The sequence below is a fragment of the Bacteroides sp. D2 genome (assembly GCF_025147085.1).
GTDB lineage: Bacteria > Bacteroidota > Bacteroidia > Bacteroidales > Bacteroidaceae > Bacteroides.
Window position 1 is genome coordinate 3129850 of record NZ_CP102261.1, and the last position, 20984, is coordinate 3150833.

9 protein-coding genes are annotated in these 20984 nt (G+C 42.5%); 8 read left to right on the top strand and 1 reads right to left on the bottom strand.

Features of this window, described 5'->3' with window-relative positions; all coding sequences use genetic code 11:
• The first annotated feature begins 338 nt into the window (after positions 1–338).
• From NQ505_RS10855 to NQ505_RS10890, 8 genes are all read left to right on the top strand, one after another.
• Positions 339–1355, top strand: coding sequence for a fimbrillin family protein (locus NQ505_RS10855; RefSeq protein WP_009000447.1), 1017 nt, complete (start codon positions 339–341; stop codon positions 1353–1355).
• Between the two features lie 60 nt (positions 1356–1415).
• Entirely contained in the window at positions 1416–2987 is a 1572-nt protein-coding gene (locus NQ505_RS10860) for a fimbrillin family protein (protein WP_009000448.1), read from the top strand.
• Positions 2988–3046: 59 nt separating this feature from the next.
• Positions 3047–6241, top strand: a complete 3195-nt coding sequence (locus NQ505_RS10865) for a SusC/RagA family TonB-linked outer membrane protein (protein WP_009000449.1) — start codon at positions 3047–3049, stop codon at positions 6239–6241.
• A 22-nt stretch (positions 6242–6263) separates the two neighbouring features.
• Positions 6264–8282 carry a RagB/SusD family nutrient uptake outer membrane protein gene (locus tag NQ505_RS10870; RefSeq protein WP_009000450.1) on the top strand — a complete coding sequence of 673 codons (2019 nt, stop codon included), beginning with the start codon at positions 6264–6266 and terminating at the stop codon, positions 8280–8282.
• A gap of 41 nt (positions 8283–8323) precedes the next feature.
• Positions 8324–11371: a SusC/RagA family TonB-linked outer membrane protein gene (locus NQ505_RS10875; RefSeq protein ID WP_009000451.1), complete on the top strand. Its 3048-nt coding sequence runs from the start codon at positions 8324–8326 to the stop codon at positions 11369–11371.
• A gap of 22 nt (positions 11372–11393) precedes the next feature.
• Positions 11394–13121, top strand: coding sequence for a RagB/SusD family nutrient uptake outer membrane protein (locus NQ505_RS10880; protein WP_009000452.1), 1728 nt, complete (start codon positions 11394–11396; stop codon positions 13119–13121).
• Positions 13122–13194: 73 nt separating this feature from the next.
• On the top strand, positions 13195–15306 hold the full coding sequence (locus NQ505_RS10885) for a hypothetical protein (RefSeq protein ID WP_009000453.1): 2112 nt from the start codon (positions 13195–13197) through the stop codon (positions 15304–15306).
• Positions 15307–15486: 180 nt separating this feature from the next.
• Positions 15487–18909, top strand: coding sequence for a DUF6250 domain-containing protein (locus NQ505_RS10890; protein WP_009000454.1), 3423 nt, complete (start codon positions 15487–15489; stop codon positions 18907–18909).
• A gap of 318 nt (positions 18910–19227) precedes the next feature.
• Here the strand turns inward: NQ505_RS10890 and NQ505_RS10895 are convergent, their stop codons facing one another.
• The gene (locus NQ505_RS10895) at positions 19228–20862 is read right to left on the bottom strand and encodes a rhamnogalacturonan acetylesterase (protein ID WP_032853808.1); all 1635 of its coding nucleotides are present in this window, start codon (positions 20860–20862) and stop codon (positions 19228–19230) included.
• Positions 20863–20984: the final 122 nt, after the last annotated feature.

Consider the following 20984-nt stretch of genomic DNA (forward strand, 5'->3'; position numbering starts at 1 on the left):
AGGTTCATAGCTATTGGTCTCTAATTGAAAAACGAGCCCACAGCATGGAATATCGTGCAAAAGACGGTATTTTCCATACATTTGTACGATTCTGCATTGCTATATTTTGATTTAGTCGTTATGTTTGCAACACTTTTTCACAGGTAGAGTGTGAAAAGCTTCTTTTAAAAAAGAGAATCTAACTTTTGTTTAACTTAATATTTAGAAGTATGATAAACTATGGAAAACGCTACCTCTTATTTAGAGCTGTCGGAAAAGATGAATTCCAAGGCTATTCCTTCTAACTTATGGAGAATTTATTAATGAAAATATATTTGTTTAACTTTAAAAAACATGGTATGAAAATAAACTATGTAACTGCTGCTTTTGCTTTGCTACTTTTAGCGGGGTGCAGTAATGACGTGAAAGAATCCGATATCAAGTTTGCTGGAGAGTCGGGCGCGAAGGTTTCCTTTAGTGCGGTGATTAATAATCAAGAGGCAAGCGAACTTGTAACCAGAGCTACGGAAACGAGCTGGGAGATGGGGGACTTGGTGGGAATTACATGCGGAACCAGACAAGTAAATATTGAATATGAATATACAGGTGGTGAAACAAGCCTGTTTTCAGCAAAGAGTGGCTACACAGAAGATATCTGGGTATTGGGTAGTCAAGAATATGATGTAACAGCTTATTATCCGTTCACAGGAACGTCAGGTGAAGAACCTTTAGCTATAGAGGTGTCTACTGATAGCGAGAATCAAGCTACGGCAGAAAAACGTGAGCAGATTGACTTTCTTTATGCAGCGGGAAAAGCAACAGCTTCAACTCCCAATGTTCGCCTGGCATTTAATCACGTGATGAGCCGTATAAAGCTTACATTTACAGCAGGAGAGAATGTGACTTTGTCGGATATTACATGTTATCTTATCAATCTGAAAACAAAAGGAACATTTAATCCCAATACAGGAGTCACAACAGTTACAGAGGAACCTGCAACCGCAGATGATGACATCGTATGGACAAAAGTCGGTTCAGCTGATAATTATACGATACAGGCAATTTTACTTCCACAAATGGTAGGCAATGAAGCCTACATTCAAGCTGGTATGAATGGCTATTATTATGAAGTTCATTTCCCTAATTTAAAAGAACTGAAACCGGGAGTTTCCTATAATTATACGATTCAGGCAAACGAGTATAAAGATAATCCGTTTGTGTTAACCATTACTGAAGAAACGCAGATTGTCGGATGGCAGAATGAGGATGGAGGAACTATTGAATCCGATCCGAGTGTAGCCGGAACGGATGCGGAGACTACTAATCCTTCATGGAATATCACAGAAGAAACGGTTACTCCAACACCTATAAAGTAATTTTTCTTATACCTTATAATAGAGATACAAAAATACTAATGAACAAATAAAATTCGCTTTATGAAAGTATATAATTATATATCGATGCTTCTCCTTGCCGGTACAGCCATTTTTGCGTCATGTTCGCAGGACGAAGAGATGAGTGGAGGAAATATGGACTCCATGCAAGGTTTCCAGATTAACGTACTCGATGAAGGTTATCAGAGTATAGATGGAAATAAAACACGTGCAACCGAAAATGACTACTCCACTAAATTTGCCGAAGGGGATGCGATAGGTATATTCGCAGTGAAAAGTGGAAATATAGTAGATGAAATTAAAAACCGCAAATTCACTATGCAAGACGGTCTTTGGACACTGGATGATGGTGGCGATCCTATTGAATACAAAGGTTCGGAATACCAGAGAATGAGTTTCTATGCTTACTATCCATACGATGAAAATGTAATTTTTGAACCAGCTAAAACTGATCCGTTTGAAACATACGTAAGTAATTGGAAGATTGGAGAAAACCAAAGTGAAGGAGAATATACGAAGTATGACTTGATGACGAGTACGGGAACTGTAGAAGGAGATCGTCTGAAAGGAAAGATTTCTTTCACAATGAAACATCAGATGGCACTTGCTGTAATACAGATGCCGGAGCTGGTTTATAGTTTTACGAATGGAAATATAGATGATTATAAATTACCTGTCAGTGTAGGTTCGTTTACTTTAAATGAGGTTGAAGCGACTCCTTATTATCAGGAAAGTACTGATACTTATCGTTTCTTGGTTAATCCTAAAAAAACATTCTCTATTAAAGGTACATATAATGGGGTGAAGGAAATGGAATACACTGCTGGTGGTACTCTTGACGGAGGTACTGCGAAGATGTATACGATCAATGACGAGAGTAAAATCAACCATACTTTGCAAGTAGGAGATTATTACTGTGCTGATGGAAAGATTATTTCAGTGGAGTCGGAAACAGTACCGGAGAATGTGATTGGTCTTGTATGTTATGTGGGCAATATACAGCCTTCGGTAACACATGATGAATATACGGAAACACAGGACGCTTTACGCCGTGATTATCCGAATTGTACTCACGGACTGGTTGTTGCAGTAAATTATGCTAAGTATAATGATGCGAATACCTCTGTATTCTCTCCCAATTCGAGAGACTATTTTCATGGTAACTGGTTTAGCAATGACGAAAATTGGGCTGGTAAGTTTATTAATACTGACACAAAAACAACTGATAGTGATGGTGTGGCGGCTATGCCATTTTTGGGCTATAATCATACAGTATTGATGATAAACTCTCCAACATTGGTAAATGCGTGTGAAGCAGGTGTAAATTTTGTGCAGGCATATCGCACGGACGTTACTGCTCCGGCAGTTACTTCTGATTGGTTCCTCACTTCTTTGAAAGAATTGGATTTGTTGTTCAGATTGAAATCGACAATTAATGCAAGATTAAAAATTGTAGGAGGAGAAGAGCTGCTTGAAGGTTCTCGCCATTGGAGTAATGCAGAACGTACAGGAAATACACAAATTGTATATCAACACAACTTCTCTACAGGTGTGATAAATGACAAACGACGCAATGAAGGAGCCGGATATTTCCGTATGGTGCTTGCATTCTAATATTAAATCAAGGCGGTATAAGTCCGCCGATTATACTTATATCATGAAAATGTAAATATATGAATAAGAAAAACTTTATAAAAGGGACTGCTTTGCCTGTTGCTTTGTTTTTCTCCATGGTTACTTTAGCTCCTGCACTAGGATTTCAGCCGGCTTCGGCAGCCATTGATGTCGTGCAACAAAAGGGTGTTATAAAAGGAACGGTGGTAGATACTCAAGGCGAGCCGGTTATCGGTGCAAATGTGGTTGCTCAGGGTACTTCTGTAGGTACCATTACCGATATTGACGGTGTATTCAGACTGAACGTGAGTCCCGGTACAAAATTGAGAATATCTTTTATCGGTTACTCGGATCAGACTGTAACGGCAAAAAATGATATGCGTGTTGTACTAGCGGAGGATGCAACAGCTTTGCAGGAAGTAGAGATTGTCGCTTATGGTGTACAGAAGAAAATAACGATGACCGGTGCGATTGCGAGCGTAAAAAGTGAAGCTTTGACTCGTACTTCTGTTGGTTCGGTATCCAATGTATTGGGAGGTCAGATGACAGGTCTAACTACCGTCCAGTATTCAGGAGAGCCCGGTTCGGATGCGGCGAATATCTTTATTCGTGGTAAAGCGACGTTCACTAAAGATGGCGCGTCACCGTTGATACAGGTGGATGGTGTGGAACGTAATATGAACGAAGTTGACCCTAATGAAATAGAATCTATAACAATATTGAAAGATGCTTCGGCTACAGCTGTATTCGGTGTACGTGGTGCTAATGGTGTTGTGTTGATTACTACCAAGCGTGGTAAGGAAGGTAAGGCAAAAATATCCTTTACCACTTCCGCTTCTATTCTGGCACCGACAAAAATGATTGAACAGGCTAATTCATATCAATATGCTACGTTTTATAATGCTATGAATAAGAATGACGGAGTGGAGCAAGTGTTTAGTGATGCAGTCATTCAGAAATTCAGGGACGGTTCCGATCCCATTCGTTTTCCAAGTATTCAGTGGACGGATTATATTATGGGAGATGCCACTTTACAGAGTCAGCATAATATGAATATTTCGGGAGGAACAGATAAAGTGCGTTACTTTATTTCAGCAGGTGCTTATACACAAGGTGGTTTGTTCAATGAGTTCAGCTTACCGTATAATATCAGCTATCAGTACCGCCGGTTTAATTACCGTAGTAATTTGGATATAGATGTTACTAAAACAACCATGTTGTCATTTAATATCAGCGGTAATGTAAATTCTTCAGATAAGCCGCGCACGAGCCAGGGCTCATCGGGGATGGTGAAGAACATCTATTATTCTACTCCGTTCAAAAGTGCAGGGTTTGTGGATGATAAGTTAGTTTATACTACTGCTGAAACATATGATGATGGTTTGCAGTTGCCTTTCGTGGGAGATACCGATCCGTTTTCTTATTACGGTGGCGGTAGTACTCAAACCAGCAATAACTCATTGAATGCCGACTTGATCTTGGATCAGAAACTGGATTTCCTGACCAAGGGATTGACATTTAAACTGAAAGGTTCTTATAACAGTTCATTTACAGTCTATAAATATGCATCGGGAGGAACGGAAATGACTTACAATCCAGCATATTTGAGTGACGGGACTGTCGGACTCAAACCGATTGACGGCAGTAAGTATACGGATGTAAGCTATAGCAGTGGTACTGGAAAAGCTCGTGACTGGTATATGGAAGCGGGATTCAACTACAACCGTACTTTTGGCAATCATAGCGTAGGTGCCTTATTGCTTTATAACCAGTCGAAGTCTTATTATGTTGCAGGAACCTATAGTGATATTCCCAGAGGATATGTAGGTTTGGTAGGGCGTGTCACTTATGACTGGAAGAACCGCTATATGGCAGAATTCAATATCGGTTATAACGGTTCTGAGAACTTTGCGCCTGACAAGCGTTTCGCTCCTTTTCCGGCAGGTTCCGTAGGATGGATTATGAGTGAGGAAAAATGGTTTAAATCATTGAAACCTTATGTCAGCTTTCTGAAATTACGTGCCAGTCTAGGTTTGGTAGGTAATGACAAGATTGGAGGGGAACGTTTTATGTATACAGCCGACCCTTATAATGTAAATCTGAATAATCTTGCCAATCGTATTCCGAACAGCAGTGACAATGCGAATGCCTGGGGATATGTTTATGGTGTCGATCTTGGCACTGTCAGCATGGGAGCGCGTGAATTGGCGAAGAACAATCCGGATGTCTCGTGGGAAAAAGCTTTCAAGCGCAACTATGGTATTGATATAAACTTTTTTGATGACCGTTTGTCGACTACCTTCGAGTATTATCGCGAACATCGTTGGGATATTTTGGTACGAGACGGCACTGCTCCGGGAATGCTTGGTTTCACCACACCTTATTCCAATCTTGGAGAGGTGAATAACTGGGGATGGGAACTTTCATTGAAATGGAATGACAAGATAGGCAAGAATTTCCGTTATTGGGCAGGGATAAACCTCTCTTATAATCAGAATGAAATATTAGAAATGAAGGAGTCGCCCAAAGACTATGGTTATCAATATCAACAAGGTCATCGTATCGGTGCCCGCAGTCAGTATGTATTTTGGCGTTATTATGACGAGCAAACTCCCGAGTTGTACCAGAAAACGTTTAATCGTCCGTTCCCGACACATTCGGTAACCCTTCAGAATGGAGATGCCGTTTATGTAGACTTGAACGGTGACCGTACTATCGACGGGAATGACATGAGTTATGATTATGGATTTACGGACGACCCGGAATATATGGTTGGTCTTAATTTTGGTTTTGCGTGGAAAAACTGGGAGCTTAGTACACAATGGACAGGAGCATGGAATGTAAGCCGTATGATTTCGGATGTGTTCCGTCAGCCGTTCGTTTCTTCTTCGGGTAATACGGCAGGAGGGTTGCTGGCTTATCATTTAGCTAATACTTGGACACCGGAAAATCCGTCACAGAGTGCAGAATATCCGCGTGCCACACAGGTGAATGCCACAAATAATTACGCAACTTCCACTTTGTTTGAGAAGGATTCCAAATATTTGCGATTGAAGACTCTTCAGGTGGCATACAATTTCCAGTTCCCATTGATGAAGAAACTGGGACTGACTACCTGCCAACTGGCATTCAGCGGATATAATCTGCTGACATTTACCCCTTATCTGTGGGGCGATCCGGAAGCGACGGCAAGTAATGCGCCTTCTTATCCGTTGACTAAAACTTATACATTAAGCTTGAAATTAGGATTCTAATCATTTTGAAAGGAAAAATAGAATGAAACAAAAATATAAATGGCTTACCGGTGCAGTGATGGGAGTGGCTGTCAGTCTTGCTTCAACTTCCTGCGTGGATGAAATAAAATTCGGAAATGCCTTTCTGGATAAAGCTCCGGGTGGTTCTGCCACTATTGATACGGTTTTCAACAGTGCCGCATATACACGGCAGTTTTTGAATACTTGCTATAGTCGTCAGTATTACGGGCTGCCATATGTCAATGATTCGTCCGGGGATCTGCCGGATTCGTCGAACCCTTATCTGGGTAAATTTGAAGCATTGACAGACTGCTGGCAGCTTCATTATACTTCTACTACCATTTACGGTAGCTATTATAGCGGTTCGCATACTTCTAATTATGACCTTCGTGGTGACGTGTTTGGTTATACCCGGGAGATGGTATGGCAAGTAGTGCGTTGGTGCTGGTTGCTTATAGAAAATATAGATCGGGTGCCGGGGATGGATGATACGGAAAAAAGGAAATTAGTGGCGGAAGCCAAGTGTTTGATAGCTTCCCGTTATTTCGATATGTTCCGTCACTACGGTGGACTGCCATTGGTTTATGCCTCGTTTACAGGAACAGAATCTAGCTATAGTATGCCGCGTGCCACAGTAGAAGGAACGGTGAATTATATGATTAGCTTATTGGATGATGCCATTAATTCCGGCGGACTGGAATGGGCATATACCGGAGCAGATGCTACTACCGAAACCGGACACTGGACAAAGGCTGGAGCAATGGCTTTAAAATGTAAGATATGGCAGTTTGCTGCTTCGCCATTATTCAATGCCAATCAAGGCTTTGCCGGTGGTGGATCTGAAGCTGAACGGCAGAATTTGGTGTGGTATGGAAGTTATCGTTCTGACTTGTGGGACAACTGCTTGAAAGCTTGTGAGGAATTCTTTAAGGCAGTGGATGCCAATGGAACTTACCGGCTGAATACTGCTTCCGGCACTAATCCTACACCGGCCGAATATCGTTATGCATATCGTATGGGATATATCAAACTGGATAGCCCTGAAGTGTTACATTCTGTTCGTGTCACTACTACTGATGCGTTTAACTCAAGTACCTATTGTTGGCATTCATGGAGTGATAACGGACGTAATTCGTACACCCCTACACAAGAATATGTAGAAATGTTCCCATGGAGTGACGGTACTCCTTTCGACTGGGAAAAGACGAAATCTGAAGGTAAGTTGGATGAAATGTTCCTGACTGGAACTTTTAAACCGGGCGAACAGATGCTTTCTGATATAGTGCTGACTCGTGACCCTCGTTTGTATGAATCAGTGATTGTAAATGGACTGCCCGGAAATTTAGGTTGGAGTTCGGTTAGCATGGGCGGAGATCCTTATGAACTTTGGGTAGGTGGAACTCATGCCGGAACAAATTCACAGAATGAAACGATGAGGTATGCTACCGGATATGACAATATGAAATATTATTTAGGAGATAATGATTACTTGCGTCAATATACGCAGTGGGTAGCTCTTCGCCTTTCTGATATTTATCTGACTTATGCGGAAGCTTTGCTTCAGGCAAATAATGATGCACGGGGGGCAATAGAACAAGTTAACATTGTACGTAGCCGTGTTGGATTACTTGGTTTGGTAGAGTGCAATCCTGATAAGAACTTATTGACAGATAAAGATGCTTTGTTGGAGGAAATTCTTCGTGAGCGTGCTTGTGAGTTGGGCATGGAAGATTCCCGCTTCTTTGATTTGGTACGCTACAAACGTGCGGATCGTTTCGAGAAAAGATTGCATGGTCTGTTGATTTATCGTTTGGGAGAAGATGGCAGCCGTATTCTTACAGCATGGAGAGACGGTACAGGTAGTAATAGTAAGCTCGGTGGTGCTTTGCAGCCTGTTAATTTTGAATATGTACCGTTTGAGTTGAAGAATCCTGTACGTCATTGGTGGACTCATGGGTTTGATTCGAAGTGGTATCTTTCTCCGTTCCCGTTGGCTGAAATCAACAAGGGATATGGGTTAGTTCAGAATCCGGGCTGGTGATGCGACAAGGAAACATAGTTAAACGATATTAGAATAATAATATGAGAAAAAATAAAATTCTGATACTGGCTTTACTGGCTTGTCTTTGCATTCCGGTCGGAGCACAGAATACGGACAATGGCAACATAACAGGTGTTGTTGTTGATAAATGGGGAAATCCTGTATATGGAGCATCTGTCTATGTGGTAGATGCACCGGACAACAGGGTGGAAACCGATAAGGATGGTAAGTTTGAGATAGCCGCTGAAGCGGGAAAGAATTTACAGGTTGTGACGGTTGACAAAGGCTCGGCTATTGTTGAGGCGGCAGCCGGAAAGACGATGACGATTCGGATGGATTATGCAGGGCAAGCGATTGACGTGGGTGCCAACCGGACGTTCAGTCGTCACGAATCGACCGCTGCTGTTTCTACGGTTTATAACGAGGACTTCAATAAACGGGCTTCTAAGAATGTATCTAACTCGTTGTTCGGACAAGGGGCGGGGTTGACAACCTTACAGAATGCTGGTAATTATGCATCAGTAGAACCGACCTTTTATGTGCGTGGTTTGCAAAGCTTGTCAAGCAGTTCGCCTTTAGTTTTAGTGGACGGATTGGAACGCGACATGAGTCTGGTAACTCCTGAAGAAGTGGAGTCCGTTTCTATATTAAAAGATGCGGCTGCTGTTGCGTTGTATGGATATAAAGGTATAAACGGTGCCATATTGATTACAACCAAGCGTGGAAAATACAATGCCAAGGAGATTACATTCACTTACGATCATGTGACGAATTTCCAGTCGCGTCGTCCTAAATTTGTAGATGCCGCTACCTATGCCGAAGCAGTGAATGAAGCACGCGGTTATGAAGGGTTAAGCGCTCGTTACACTCCCGAAGAGGTAGATGCTTTCCGTTATGGTGCGGGTAATGGTGGTGCTTCTCATCTATATCCTTATATCTATCCTAATGTCAACTGGATGGACGAGACTTTTAAAGATACAGGTATTTCTAATAAATATACGATTGAATTTCGTGGTGGCGGTTCCAAGTTCCGTTATTATACAATGGTCGGTTTGTTGACTGACAAGGGATTTGTGAAAAGTCCGAATGAGAATGACGGCTATTCTACACAGAATAAATACTCGAGAGCCAATTTGCGTACGAATCTGGATATTGACCTCACAAGTACAACCAAATTGAAATTGAACATTCTTGGTACATTGTCGGAATCCAGCCGTCCCGGTAACTCTGTTGATTTGTGGGATATGATTTACTCATTGCCGTCTGCAGCTTTTCCTGTGAAACTGGAAGACGGGACATGGGGAGGAAGTACTACATGGGCAGGGACATCGAATCCTGTAGCACAGTCACAGGGAGCCGCCTATAGTAAAGGGCATACCCGTAATTTATATGCCGACCTGACTTTGTCACAAGACTTATCCGGTTTCCTGAAAGGTTTAGGGGCAAACTTCCGTTTATCGTATGACAACTATTCTTCTATTTGGGAGAATCACAGTAAGACGTATGCTTACGGTGGATATACCACGAGCTGGTCGGATAACGGTCCATTCTATACTTACATTTCCGGAGGTGCTCCTGGTGAAATGTTGAAAGACGCCAATACGAACGATTGGGCACGTCAGTTCAATTTTGCCGGAAGCCTGGATTATGGACGTTCCTTTGGAAAATATGATGTATATTCCCAGTTGAAATGGGATTATGAATATCGCGACACTTACGGCTTGAATACCACTATCTATCGTCAGAATGTTTCCTGGTACACTCATTTGGGGTACGATAAGCGCTATTATCTTGACCTTGCATTGGTTGGTTCGCAATCCAGCTTGTTGGCTCCGGGACATAAATGGGCTTTTTCACCAACTGTTTCCGCTGCATGGGTGCTTTCGGAAGAAGATTTCTTGAAAGATGTTTCGTGGATTGATTTCCTGAAATTGCGTGCATCGTTTGGTGTTATCAATGCTGATTATTTACCTAAAGACGGAAGTACTACGATAAATAATTACTGGGATCAGATTTACACGACTACCGGTACGATGTACCGTTTTGACGAGGGATATGGTTCTGCATTCGGAAGTACATATATCAGTCGTCTGGCAACAGCTAATTCTACTCATGAAAAAGCGTTCAAGTATAATGTAGGTATTGATGCTACTTTGTTTAAAGGATTGAATCTGACGGTAGACGGTTATTATCAGAGACGAAAAGATATTTGGGTAGCTTCCTCCGGACAGTATTCAGAAGTATTGGGTATGGATGCTCCATTCGAAAATGCCGGTATCGTAGATAGTTGGGGTACTGAAATTGGATTGGACTATACAAAACGGATGGGTGATGTTGTATTCAATGTCGGCGGAAATTTAGCGTGGAACCGGAATGAAATCAAAGAACAACTGGAAGAGCCCCGTATATACAATAACCTGGTGCAGACAGGTAATCGCCTGAATCAGGTATATGGCTTGATAGCCGAAGGTTTCTTTAAAGATGAAAAGGATATTGCGGACAGTCCTACACAAAATTTCAGTACGGTAGTACCGGGTGACATCAAATATAGGGATGTAAATGGTGACGGTATCATTGATTCTAATGACCAGACTGCTATCGGTTACAGTACCGCCGCACCGGAAATATATTACTCATTCCATTTGGGAGCTGAATGGAAAGGACTAGGCTTTGATGCCATGTTTCAGGGGACTGCCAATTATTCCGCAGTGCTGAATACGAAGAGTATGTTTTGGCCGTTGATTAACAATACGACTCTCTCTAATCATTATTATGAGAATCGTTGGACACCGGAAAATCAGAATGCCAAATATCCCCGTTTGAGTTCACAGAGTAATGCCAACAACTACCAGACCAATACAATCTGGCTTGCCGACCGTTCATTCTTGAAACTGCGTAACTTGGAGGTATATTACAAATTCCCGAAAGCTCTGTTGCAGAAGACAAAAATACTGGGTAGTGCCAAATTGTATGTTCGCGGAGTAGATTTACTTTGTTTCGACAAGATTGACGTGGCGGATCCTGAATCTTATGGTGCGACAAATCCGCTGAATAAAAGCGTGATAGTCGGTTTGACAATTGGTTTTTAATCATGAAAAACAAAGCGAAAGAATGAAACTGAATAAATTAATATATGGTGTCTTGAGTTGCTTTTTCCTCTTTTCCTGCGCGGATCAGATGGAGTATAAAGAATATAGTAATTATGATGCGGATTATGTAAAACGTACCTTCGGAGATGTGGGCGGACTGGTCGCCAATATCTACTTGGGACTGGACACCGATTTCGGCAACTATAGCGGAGCGATTTTAGGATCGGCAACCGATGAATCGGAATATGCTTATTCGGGCAACCAAATCGAAGATTTTTATAATGGTTCGTGGAGTCCGACCAATGCTAAAAGTAGTATGTGGACTACTTGCTATACACAAATAGCAAACTGCAACCTTTATTTGGATGAATTTACGGGATTGACTTTTTCCGATTATGAATTAATCTCGGATTATAAGCAGGAAATGTTCCGTTATAACAATTACCAATATGAAGTCCGCTTCCTGCGTGCATACTATTATTTCTATCTGGCACGACAGTATGGAGCTGTCCCTTTTACCGATCATGTATTGACGACTGGCGAGGTTAATTCTTTGGAACGTCGTCCGGCAGAAGAAATTTTTGATTATGTAATCTCTGAATGTGATGCGATTAAGGATTTGATTGTCGAGGATTATGGTAAACTGGGGGATATGGCTCCTTCCGGTGAATCACTTGAAACAGGACGTGCCAATAAAAGAGCGGTTCTGGCTTTGAAGGCACGCGCAGCTTTGTATGCTGCAAGTCCTTTGTTTAATACTAATAATGATGTAGAATTGTGGCATCGTGCCGCCACGGCTAATAAGGAGCTGATTGACAATTGTGAAGCAGCGAAGATGAAGCTGATAGATGATTATTCTGCATTATGGAGTGCGAGCAGTTACTCCGATGCTCTTGATGAACTGATTTTCGGTCGTCGCGCTACACGAACCACTAACTCTTTTGAAGGATATAACTTTCCTATTGGGTTGGAGAATTGTAAGGGTGGTAACTGTCCTACTCAAACATTGGTAGATGCCTATGAAATGCAGGCTACGGGACTACGGCCGGATGAAACGGCTGATTATGATTCCAGCCAGCCGTATTATGAAGGACGGGATCCCCGTTTCTATCTTACTATTGCCAAGAATGGAGATGAAAAATGGCCGAACTGGAATACTACTCCTTTGCAGACTTATCAGGGAGGAGTGAACGCAGAACCTTTGAGTGGCGGTACACCAACAAGTTATTATTTGAAGAAATATTGTCAGACGGCTGTCGATTTACGTTCTAGTACCGCATCTACAACATACCACACATGGATTACGTTCCGTTTGGGTGAGTTCTATTTAAACTATGCGGAAGCGCTGTTCAAATATTTGGAATTGAGTGGTCATGAAAAAGCTGCTGATATTACTACGGATGAGTTTACAATGTCTGCTGCCGCTGCTGTCAAGAAAGTCCGTGACCGTGCAAAGATGCCAGGATTCCCTACCGGTATGGCTAATGATGCTTTCTGGAAGAAATATCAGAATGAGCGTATGGTAGAATTGGCTTTCGAGGGACACCGCTTTTGGGATGTGCGCCGTTGGAAAGAAGGGGACAAACACTTCAAAAGCATAACGGAGATGAAAATTTCAAAGAATGCAGATACATATACATATATCCGCAAGACAGTCAATCGTCAGTGGGATGACAAAATGTATCTCTTTCCGATCCCTCAAAGTGAAAGGTCGAAGAATCCTAATCTAATGCAGAATCCGGGATGGTAACCCATCTCCGGATTTCGAAAAGAGAATAGGATACTTATATGAAACAGATATTTATAGAATAAAAAACGGAGAAATGAAGAAATATTATATACTATGGGGATTATTCGGTTTGTTGGCTGTAACTGCCTGTTCGGACAATGATCCCGTTGTTGAAGTAAATAATGGAAACCAGACGGAAGAGGAGTTGCCGCCTCTGCCTACTGAAGTTATAACAGGTAGCCGTGCAATGTGGGTTAGTTACGACCCGACACCAAATGCTGACACCAATAACTCTTCCGGCATATCATCCGCATTGATTAGTTGGAGATTGTTGAAGACTGATCCGTCTAATGTTGCGTTCGATATTTATAAGTCGGTAGATGGCGGGGCGGAAGAAAAATTGAATGAAAATCCGATAGCGAGTACTACCTCCTGGTTTGACGCTGATATTGATGTAACGAAAACGAATATATATCGTGTCACTCTCACCAATCAGACAGAAACTCTTTGTGATTTTACTTTTGCTCCCGAGATGGCTACGAAGTTTTATCGTGAAATCTCGTTGAACATGAACGTACCCGACGCATCGGTAACATACTCACCCGACGATATACAGGTCGGTGATCTGGATGGTGACGGTGAACTGGAAATCGTGGTGAAGAGAGAGCCTTATGATGGTGCGAATCAAGGAGTGTGGTTTAATGGTACCACCTTGTTGGAAGCATATAAGATGGATGGTACTTTTTTATGGCAGATAGATATGGGTATTAATATCCGTTCGGGTTCGCACTATACTTCTTACATCTTGTATGACTTTGATGGTGACGGCTTGTGTGAGATTGCGTTCCGCTCTTCTGAAGGGACGAAATTTGCTGATGGAAAGATTATTACCGATGCTTATGGTAAAGTGAATGATTATCGTATTCGTCAGTCGGATGCCAAGGGCTGGTATTCCGGGGCGGCTATCCAGCGTGATCCGAATGATGCCTCTACGGCTACCACTTGTGGCTTGATATTGGAAGGTCCTGAATATATTTCTATTTGCAGGGGATATGATGGACGTGAAATAACCCGTATAGATAATATTCCGCGTGGCGGAGAAGGTTCAAAAACTTCACGTGCCAAATATTGGAGTGAATATTGGGGAGATGATTTCGGAAACCGTATGGACCGTTTCTTTATTGGGGTCGCATATTTGGATGGTATTCCGGATGAAACAACTGGAATGAGGACTAGTAATCCTAGTTTAATTATCAGTAGAGGTATCTATCATAACTGGCAGGTATGGGCACTTGACCTAAGGGGAAGTGAACTTGTTCCACGTTGGAAGTTTGATACGAAAGACCATTCATCTAAATGGTTGGGAATGTGCTCACATTGTTTTCGTGTAGCCGATTTGGATGGTGATGGTAAAGATGAAATATTGTATGGCTCGGCTGCTATTGATGATGATGGAAGTGAATTGTGGTGTACAGGGAACGGCCACGGAGACTGTTTGTATGTAGGTAAATTTATAAAGGATCGTTCGGGATTGCAGATTGTTGCTTCATTTGAAGAACCAAGTAATTATAATGGGCAGGGACATGGTTATGCATGTCAGGTGATTGACGCAAGAGACGGTAGCTTGATTACGGGGCACGGAGCGGGTTCGACTACTGATGTCGGTCGTTGTATTGTGGCAGATATTGACCCGGATAGTCCGAACTTTGAGTACTGGTCTTCTTTGAATTCGGGAGTATATAGTTGCGGTGACGGTAGATTGGTTTCCAGTACGTATCCCACCGGCATTGGTAGTGGAATTATGTATAATGTAGCTATCTATTGGAGCGGACAACCTACCCGGGAAATGTTAGATCGTGCTTGTATCGTGAGCTATAAGGAAAATCCGGATGTAAACAAGACGAATAAAACTCGTTTGGTCTATTTCGGTGCTTATGGTAGTAATGATGGTAATCATAGTACTAAGTATAATCCTTGTTATTATGGCGACTTCTTGGGTGATTATCGTGAAGAGGTGATTTTAGGTTCAAGTGATGGTAAATCCCTTTACATATTCTCTACCAACCATCCTACTGAATTCCGTCTTCCTCACCTGATGACCGATCATAATTACGATATGTCTCAAGCTATGCAGAATATGGGATATAATCAGGGAACTAATTTAGGTTACTATGTAGGTGCTGAAACTTTGAAAAAGGCAGAATGAAAAGGCCTTTGAATGAGGAACCGCTCATTTGAAATAAGTTTGTTGAAAAAGAGCAATCCGGTCTACTGCCGGGTTGTTCTTTTTTCATATTTGAACGAATCGACATATATATGTATAATATTCTATTTCTTAATTGATTGGCTCTCCCTATTTTTGCAGAGTGACATAGCTTATTGACGTATGAAGAACATATTTCCTCTTTTGTTCCTTTTCATCACTTTGGGAATGAACATGAATGCACAAGACAATCAAGTTTCCGGTCTTAACGCCCGCCAGTTTCATAAGTATTGGAAGATCGAGTCGGAATCTCCCGATTATAAAGTGACATTTGTCGGTGATACCGCCGAAATCGTTTCTCCCAAAGGGCTTACTCTCTGGCGAAAAGAAAAGATGAGCGGGCGGGTAACGATTGAATATGACGCATGCGTCGTTGTAGAAAGAGAAGGAGATCGCTTGAGCGATTTGAATTGCTTTTGGATGGCTTCGGACCCTGAATATCCCGATAATATCTGGAAACGTGAGAAGTGGCGTAACGGAATTTTTCAGAATTGTTACTCTCTGCAACTCTACTATATGGGATATGGTGGAAATTATAATTCCACCACACGCTTTCGCCGCTATGACGGTAATGAAGCGGCAATAATGGAAGCCGGACTTCGCCCGTCCATACTAAAAGAATATACGGATGCCGAACATTTGCTCAAGGCGAACCACTGGTACCACATTAAGATAACAAATGAAAATAATAGGGTTAGTTATTACATAGACGGCAAGCGACTGGTGGACTTCCGCGATGCCGAACTTCTGACAGAAGGATGGTTCGGCTTTCGCACCACCCTATCACGTACCCGTATTACAAATTTCCACTATGAATATTCGCCTCACCAAACGTCTACTGTCCCTTTACATTGGATCGGCGATACTCCTGAACAGGACAAAGCTGTAAGCTTCGGAATTCCTTTTGATGAAGGCGACGTATTTCCTGCAACTCCGTTACGGCTGACAACAAGTAGAAATCAAGAAATACCGGTGGACACTTGGCCATTAGCTTACTGGCCGGATGGTTCCGTGAAATGGAGTGGAGTTGCCGGAGTCATTCCTGCCGGAACAGGAAGACTGACACTGGAAAAAGCCCCCCAGAAAGTAAAAACTATCAATAAACAGCCTAATGCTTCTATTGCTATAACTGAAACGCCTGAAAATATTCAAATTGAAACAGGCGTACTTTCTGTATTTATTCCCCGGCGCGGAGATTTCCTGATGGATAGCCTGCTCTATAAAGGAACTAAAGTAGGAGAGAAAGCGCGTCTTATTTGTAGTACTCAAAGCGAGCCGATTCAGGAAAATACATCTCAAATATCTTTTACTCGTTACATAGGAGAAATAAAATCAGTAACCATTGAACGTTTCGGCTCTGTACGGGCGCTTGTCAAGTTGGAAGGTGTGCATCGGAACAGGAATAGGGAGATTGAAACGAGTCACGCTGAAAATAACCAAGTGAGTCACTCTAAAGGGAACCAAGTGAATCACTCTGATGAAAACAGTCTGAATAACCGTGAATGGCTTCCTTTTGTGGTACGTCTCTACTTTTATGGTGGTAGTGAACAGGTCAAAATGGTACATAGCTTCGTCTATGACGGAGATCAGAAGAAAGATTTCATTCGTAGTTTAGGTATTCGTTTCGATGTTCCTATGCGTGAAGCTTTGTATAATCGTCATATTGCTTTCTCGTGTGCGGATGGAGGAGTATGGAGCGAGCCGGTGCAACCATTGATAGGACGTCGCATGCTGACTTTAAATAAGGCAGATAATAAGAAAAACAGTCATGAAAAGAATGATACAAAACTGATACCGACTGATGAACCTTCTCTGCAACAGCAGCAAATGGAAGGCAAACGTATTCCGCCTTATGAATTTTTCGATGAAAAGAACCGTTCTCTGCTCGGTAACTGGGCTTCATGGAATGACTACCGTCTGTCTCAACTCACTGCTGATGCTTTCTCCATTCGTAAACGCGCCAATAACGATAATCCCTGGATAGGAACCTTTTCCGGCACACGTAGCGATGGATATATTTTTGTCGGAGATATTACCGGAGGATTAGGACTTTGTATGCATGACTTTTGGCAGTCTTATCCCTCTTCTATCGAGATTTCAGACGCACGAACCCCGGTAGCTACCCTTACCGCCTGGTTGTGGAGTCCGGAGTCCGAGCCTATGGATTTACGGCATTATGATCGTATAGCTCATGACCTGAATGCCAGCTATGAAGATGTCCAGGAAGGTATGAGCACGCCATACGGCATTGCCCGTACAACTACATTTACACTTATCCCACAAGGTGGTTATACCGGGAAAAAGGCTTTTGCTGACTATGCCAAACAGTTTTCTAACCCTAGTCTATTAATGCCAACCCCGAATTATCTTCATGCCCGCCAGGCTTTCGGAATATGGAGCCTTCCTGACCGTAGCACTCCATTCCGTACTTGTGTAGAAGACCGCTTGGATGCTTATATTGACTTCTATCAGAAAGCAATCGAACAAAACAAGTGGTACGGTTTCTGGAATTACGGTGATGTGATGCATGCTTATGACCCCGTTCGTCATACTTGGCGTTATGATGTCGGAGGATTTGCCTGGGACAATACCGAACTGGCTTCTAATATGTGGCTGTGGTATAATTTCCTGCGTACCGGGCGTATTGATATTTGGCGTATGGCTGAAGCCATGACCCGGCATACGGGTGAAGTCGACGTTTACCACGTCGGTCCGAATGCCGGATTGGGCAGTCGCCATAACGTAAGCCATTGGGGCTGTGGTGCAAAAGAAGCACGAATCAGTCAGGCCGCCTGGAATCGTTTCTACTATTACCTTACTACGGACGAACGTTGCGGTGATTTAATGACTGAAGTAAAGGATTCTGACCACAAACTCTATGAATTGGATCCTATGCGCCTGGCTCAACCCCGCAGTGAATATCCTTGTACTGCTCCCGCCCGTTTGCGTATCGGTCCTGATTGGCTAGCCTATGCCGGTAATTGGATGACGGAATGGGAACGCACCGGCAACACAATGTATCGTGATAAAATCATAGCAGGAATGAAAAGCATTGCCGCCTTACCTAACCGTCTCTTTACCGGGCCAAAAGCTTTAGGCTTTGATCCGGCAACAGGGATTGTCACAACCGAATGTGATCCTAAACTGGAAACAACCAACCATTTAATGACCATCATGGGCGGATTTGAGATTGCAAATGAAATGATGCGTATGATTGATATACCCGAATGGAAAGATGCTTGGCTTGACCATGCCGCATGTTACAAGAAGAAAGCATGGGAACTTAGTCACAGCCGTTTCCGTATATCCCGCCTGATGGCTTACGCGGCTTATCATCTGCGTGATAGACAAATGGCAGAAGAAGCCTGGAAAGACTTATTCACCCGTTTGGAACATACACCTGCACCCTCTTTCCGTATCACGACCATACTTCCGCCGGAAGTACCGGCTCCATTAGATGAATGTACAAGCATCAGCACGAATGATGCTGCCCTTTGGAGTCTCGACGCTATTTATATGCAGGAAGTTATTCCAATGGATAACTGAAATAGTGTAAAGTAGCATTAGTTACTTCCTAATCTATTAACAGCAAAGTTCTTCCGCATTAAGGATAAACTTCCTTTCCTTTAATACCAAACTTACAATCAATTTATTATAAACTATAAACGCAAGTTCTGTTTTTATAAATGAAGCCTTTGATTATAAAAACAAAGCTTGCATTTTTAAAAACAGAACTTGCATTTATAGTTTACTCTTAAGCAAATGAACCTTTGGTACTAATCCAAAAGATGTTTGCAAAGGGATAAGAGTTACTTTTCTATTAATAGATTATAGGACAAGTAGTATACTCTATCCTTTACGTTCTTACTTTAAATAATTCTTTAGCGGGCAATCATTCTTTTTCAACCCTTCCGCAATACTTTTGGCGTTCATGTGCGCTCCTTTCAAAGAAGTATGTGTATGGTCGTGATTGTAGTAAGCTGCAGCTTTCTTCACACCTTTCTTTTCAAGTTTATCGGCACTGATCTTATTCAGATCGATAAAGTAAGCTCCGGTGGCTTCGGCAGCTTCACGTGTCCATTTGCCGAAAGATTCTGTATTACGTTCTATCTTTCCATCTTTCCATTTGTTGCGTGGCGTATGACTTAGAACGATGGGAATGGCGCCTTTCTCCTGAACGTCTATGATGAACTTCCGAAGATACCAGCCAAACGTATAAATAACCTGATACTTACCGGTCTTTTCCATTAAAAATACTTTGCTCTCGTCACCGGAACCACGTAATTCGGCACGGGCCTTTCCTACATTAATATCTCCTGCATCATTATGTCCGAACTGAATCAGAACGAAGTCTCCCGGTTGCAAAGCATTATATACCTTATCCCAACGACCTTCGTCCAGGAAAGTGCGGGCACTGCGTCCTGCCATGGCACGGTTTTCTACAGATATTTTATTCAGATTGAACTCGTCGGCGATTACGCTTCCCCAACCCCACATTCCATTTTTGTCTTTATCCTCATTTCGGACCGTACTGTCTCCGATGGTAAACAATACCGGACGTCCATCTTTACGGCTGGAACCTGTTACAGTATCTTTCTCAATGGGCTTTAGATAATTGGCTAATTCCAGGCCCTCATAAGCACGTATTCCGTCCGCAGCGGATTCCGCATTAACTTTAGCACCGAAAGCACTTGTGTGTATACGGTCGATGTAGAACATATATTTCACCTTATTCTTGCCGAACTTCTCGAATTTGCGGGCACTGATATCATTCAAATCAATGAAAGGAACATGCTGTTCTTCGGCTACTTGCTTTGCCCACAATCCGAAAGTCTTGTTGACACGTGTGATGATGGTGCTGTCTTTATCTTCCCAAGCATTGCGGGGAGTAAGCGAGAATAGGATCGGATGAGCACCTTTTGCTTTTACATCGTGGATAAAACGACGCATATATTCCCCGTATGTATATACGGTTTCTTTTACTCCGGTTTCTTTGATGGTTACATTCAGTGTATCTTTGCCAGTTCCCGGAATAGAGGCGCGGGCACGTCCACTGTCATAAGGACCGTTGTCATTGTGTCCCAATTCGATGATAACCCAATCTCCGGGGCGTACACCTTTGATTACATCCGGCCAAAGACGATTATAGAAAGTACGGCTGCTGGTACCTCCCAACGCATGATTCTCAACAGTAATCCGGTTGGAGTCGAAATAGTCACCTGCATAATAGCCCCATCCCCATTGTCCGTTGTTGCCATTTCCTAAAGTTCCGGTACGCATGGTGGAGTTACCTACTAGAAACAGAACCGGATTGTTACCTTTCCGGCTGGAACCGGCTTCCGGTCGAGAGGTGCGTGCTTTATTCAAGCTGTCCAGCGTGTTGTCAATCACTTGGTTGACATCTTCCATGGGGACAGAAACTTTATTTTGCGCTTGCAGTTGCAAACTAAATGTAATGGCTATCAGCCAACATATATACAGGAATAATTTGCTTTTCATAAATCAACTTTTCTTTGAACCCCCTCACTGACTTGTGTCTAAATAGTCAGTGAGGGAGCTAACTACTAACTAACCTTTAACTAAACCTAATGAACGATTATCTTTAAACCTAATGAAAAACC

What these genes read in the sequence shown, in the direction of transcription:
- NQ505_RS10875 (WP_009000451.1), top strand. Translation starts at nt 8,324, where the DNA reads ATGAGAAAAAATAAAATTCTGATACTGGCTTTACTGGCTTGTCTTTGC.
- NQ505_RS10880 (WP_009000452.1), top strand. Translation starts at nt 11,394, where the DNA reads ATGAAACTGAATAAATTAATATATGGTGTCTTGAGTTGCTTTTTCCTC.
- NQ505_RS10895 (WP_032853808.1), bottom strand. Translation starts at nt 20,862, where the DNA reads ATGAAAAGCAAATTATTCCTGTATATATGTTGGCTGATAGCCATTACA.
- NQ505_RS10870 (WP_009000450.1), top strand. Translation starts at nt 6,264, where the DNA reads ATGAAACAAAAATATAAATGGCTTACCGGTGCAGTGATGGGAGTGGCT.
- NQ505_RS10885 (WP_009000453.1), top strand. Translation starts at nt 13,195, where the DNA reads ATGAAGAAATATTATATACTATGGGGATTATTCGGTTTGTTGGCTGTA.
- NQ505_RS10890 (WP_009000454.1), top strand. Translation starts at nt 15,487, where the DNA reads ATGAAGAACATATTTCCTCTTTTGTTCCTTTTCATCACTTTGGGAATG.
- NQ505_RS10860 (WP_009000448.1), top strand. Translation starts at nt 1,416, where the DNA reads ATGAAAGTATATAATTATATATCGATGCTTCTCCTTGCCGGTACAGCC.
- NQ505_RS10855 (WP_009000447.1), top strand. Translation starts at nt 339, where the DNA reads ATGAAAATAAACTATGTAACTGCTGCTTTTGCTTTGCTACTTTTAGCG.
- NQ505_RS10865 (WP_009000449.1), top strand. Translation starts at nt 3,047, where the DNA reads ATGAATAAGAAAAACTTTATAAAAGGGACTGCTTTGCCTGTTGCTTTG.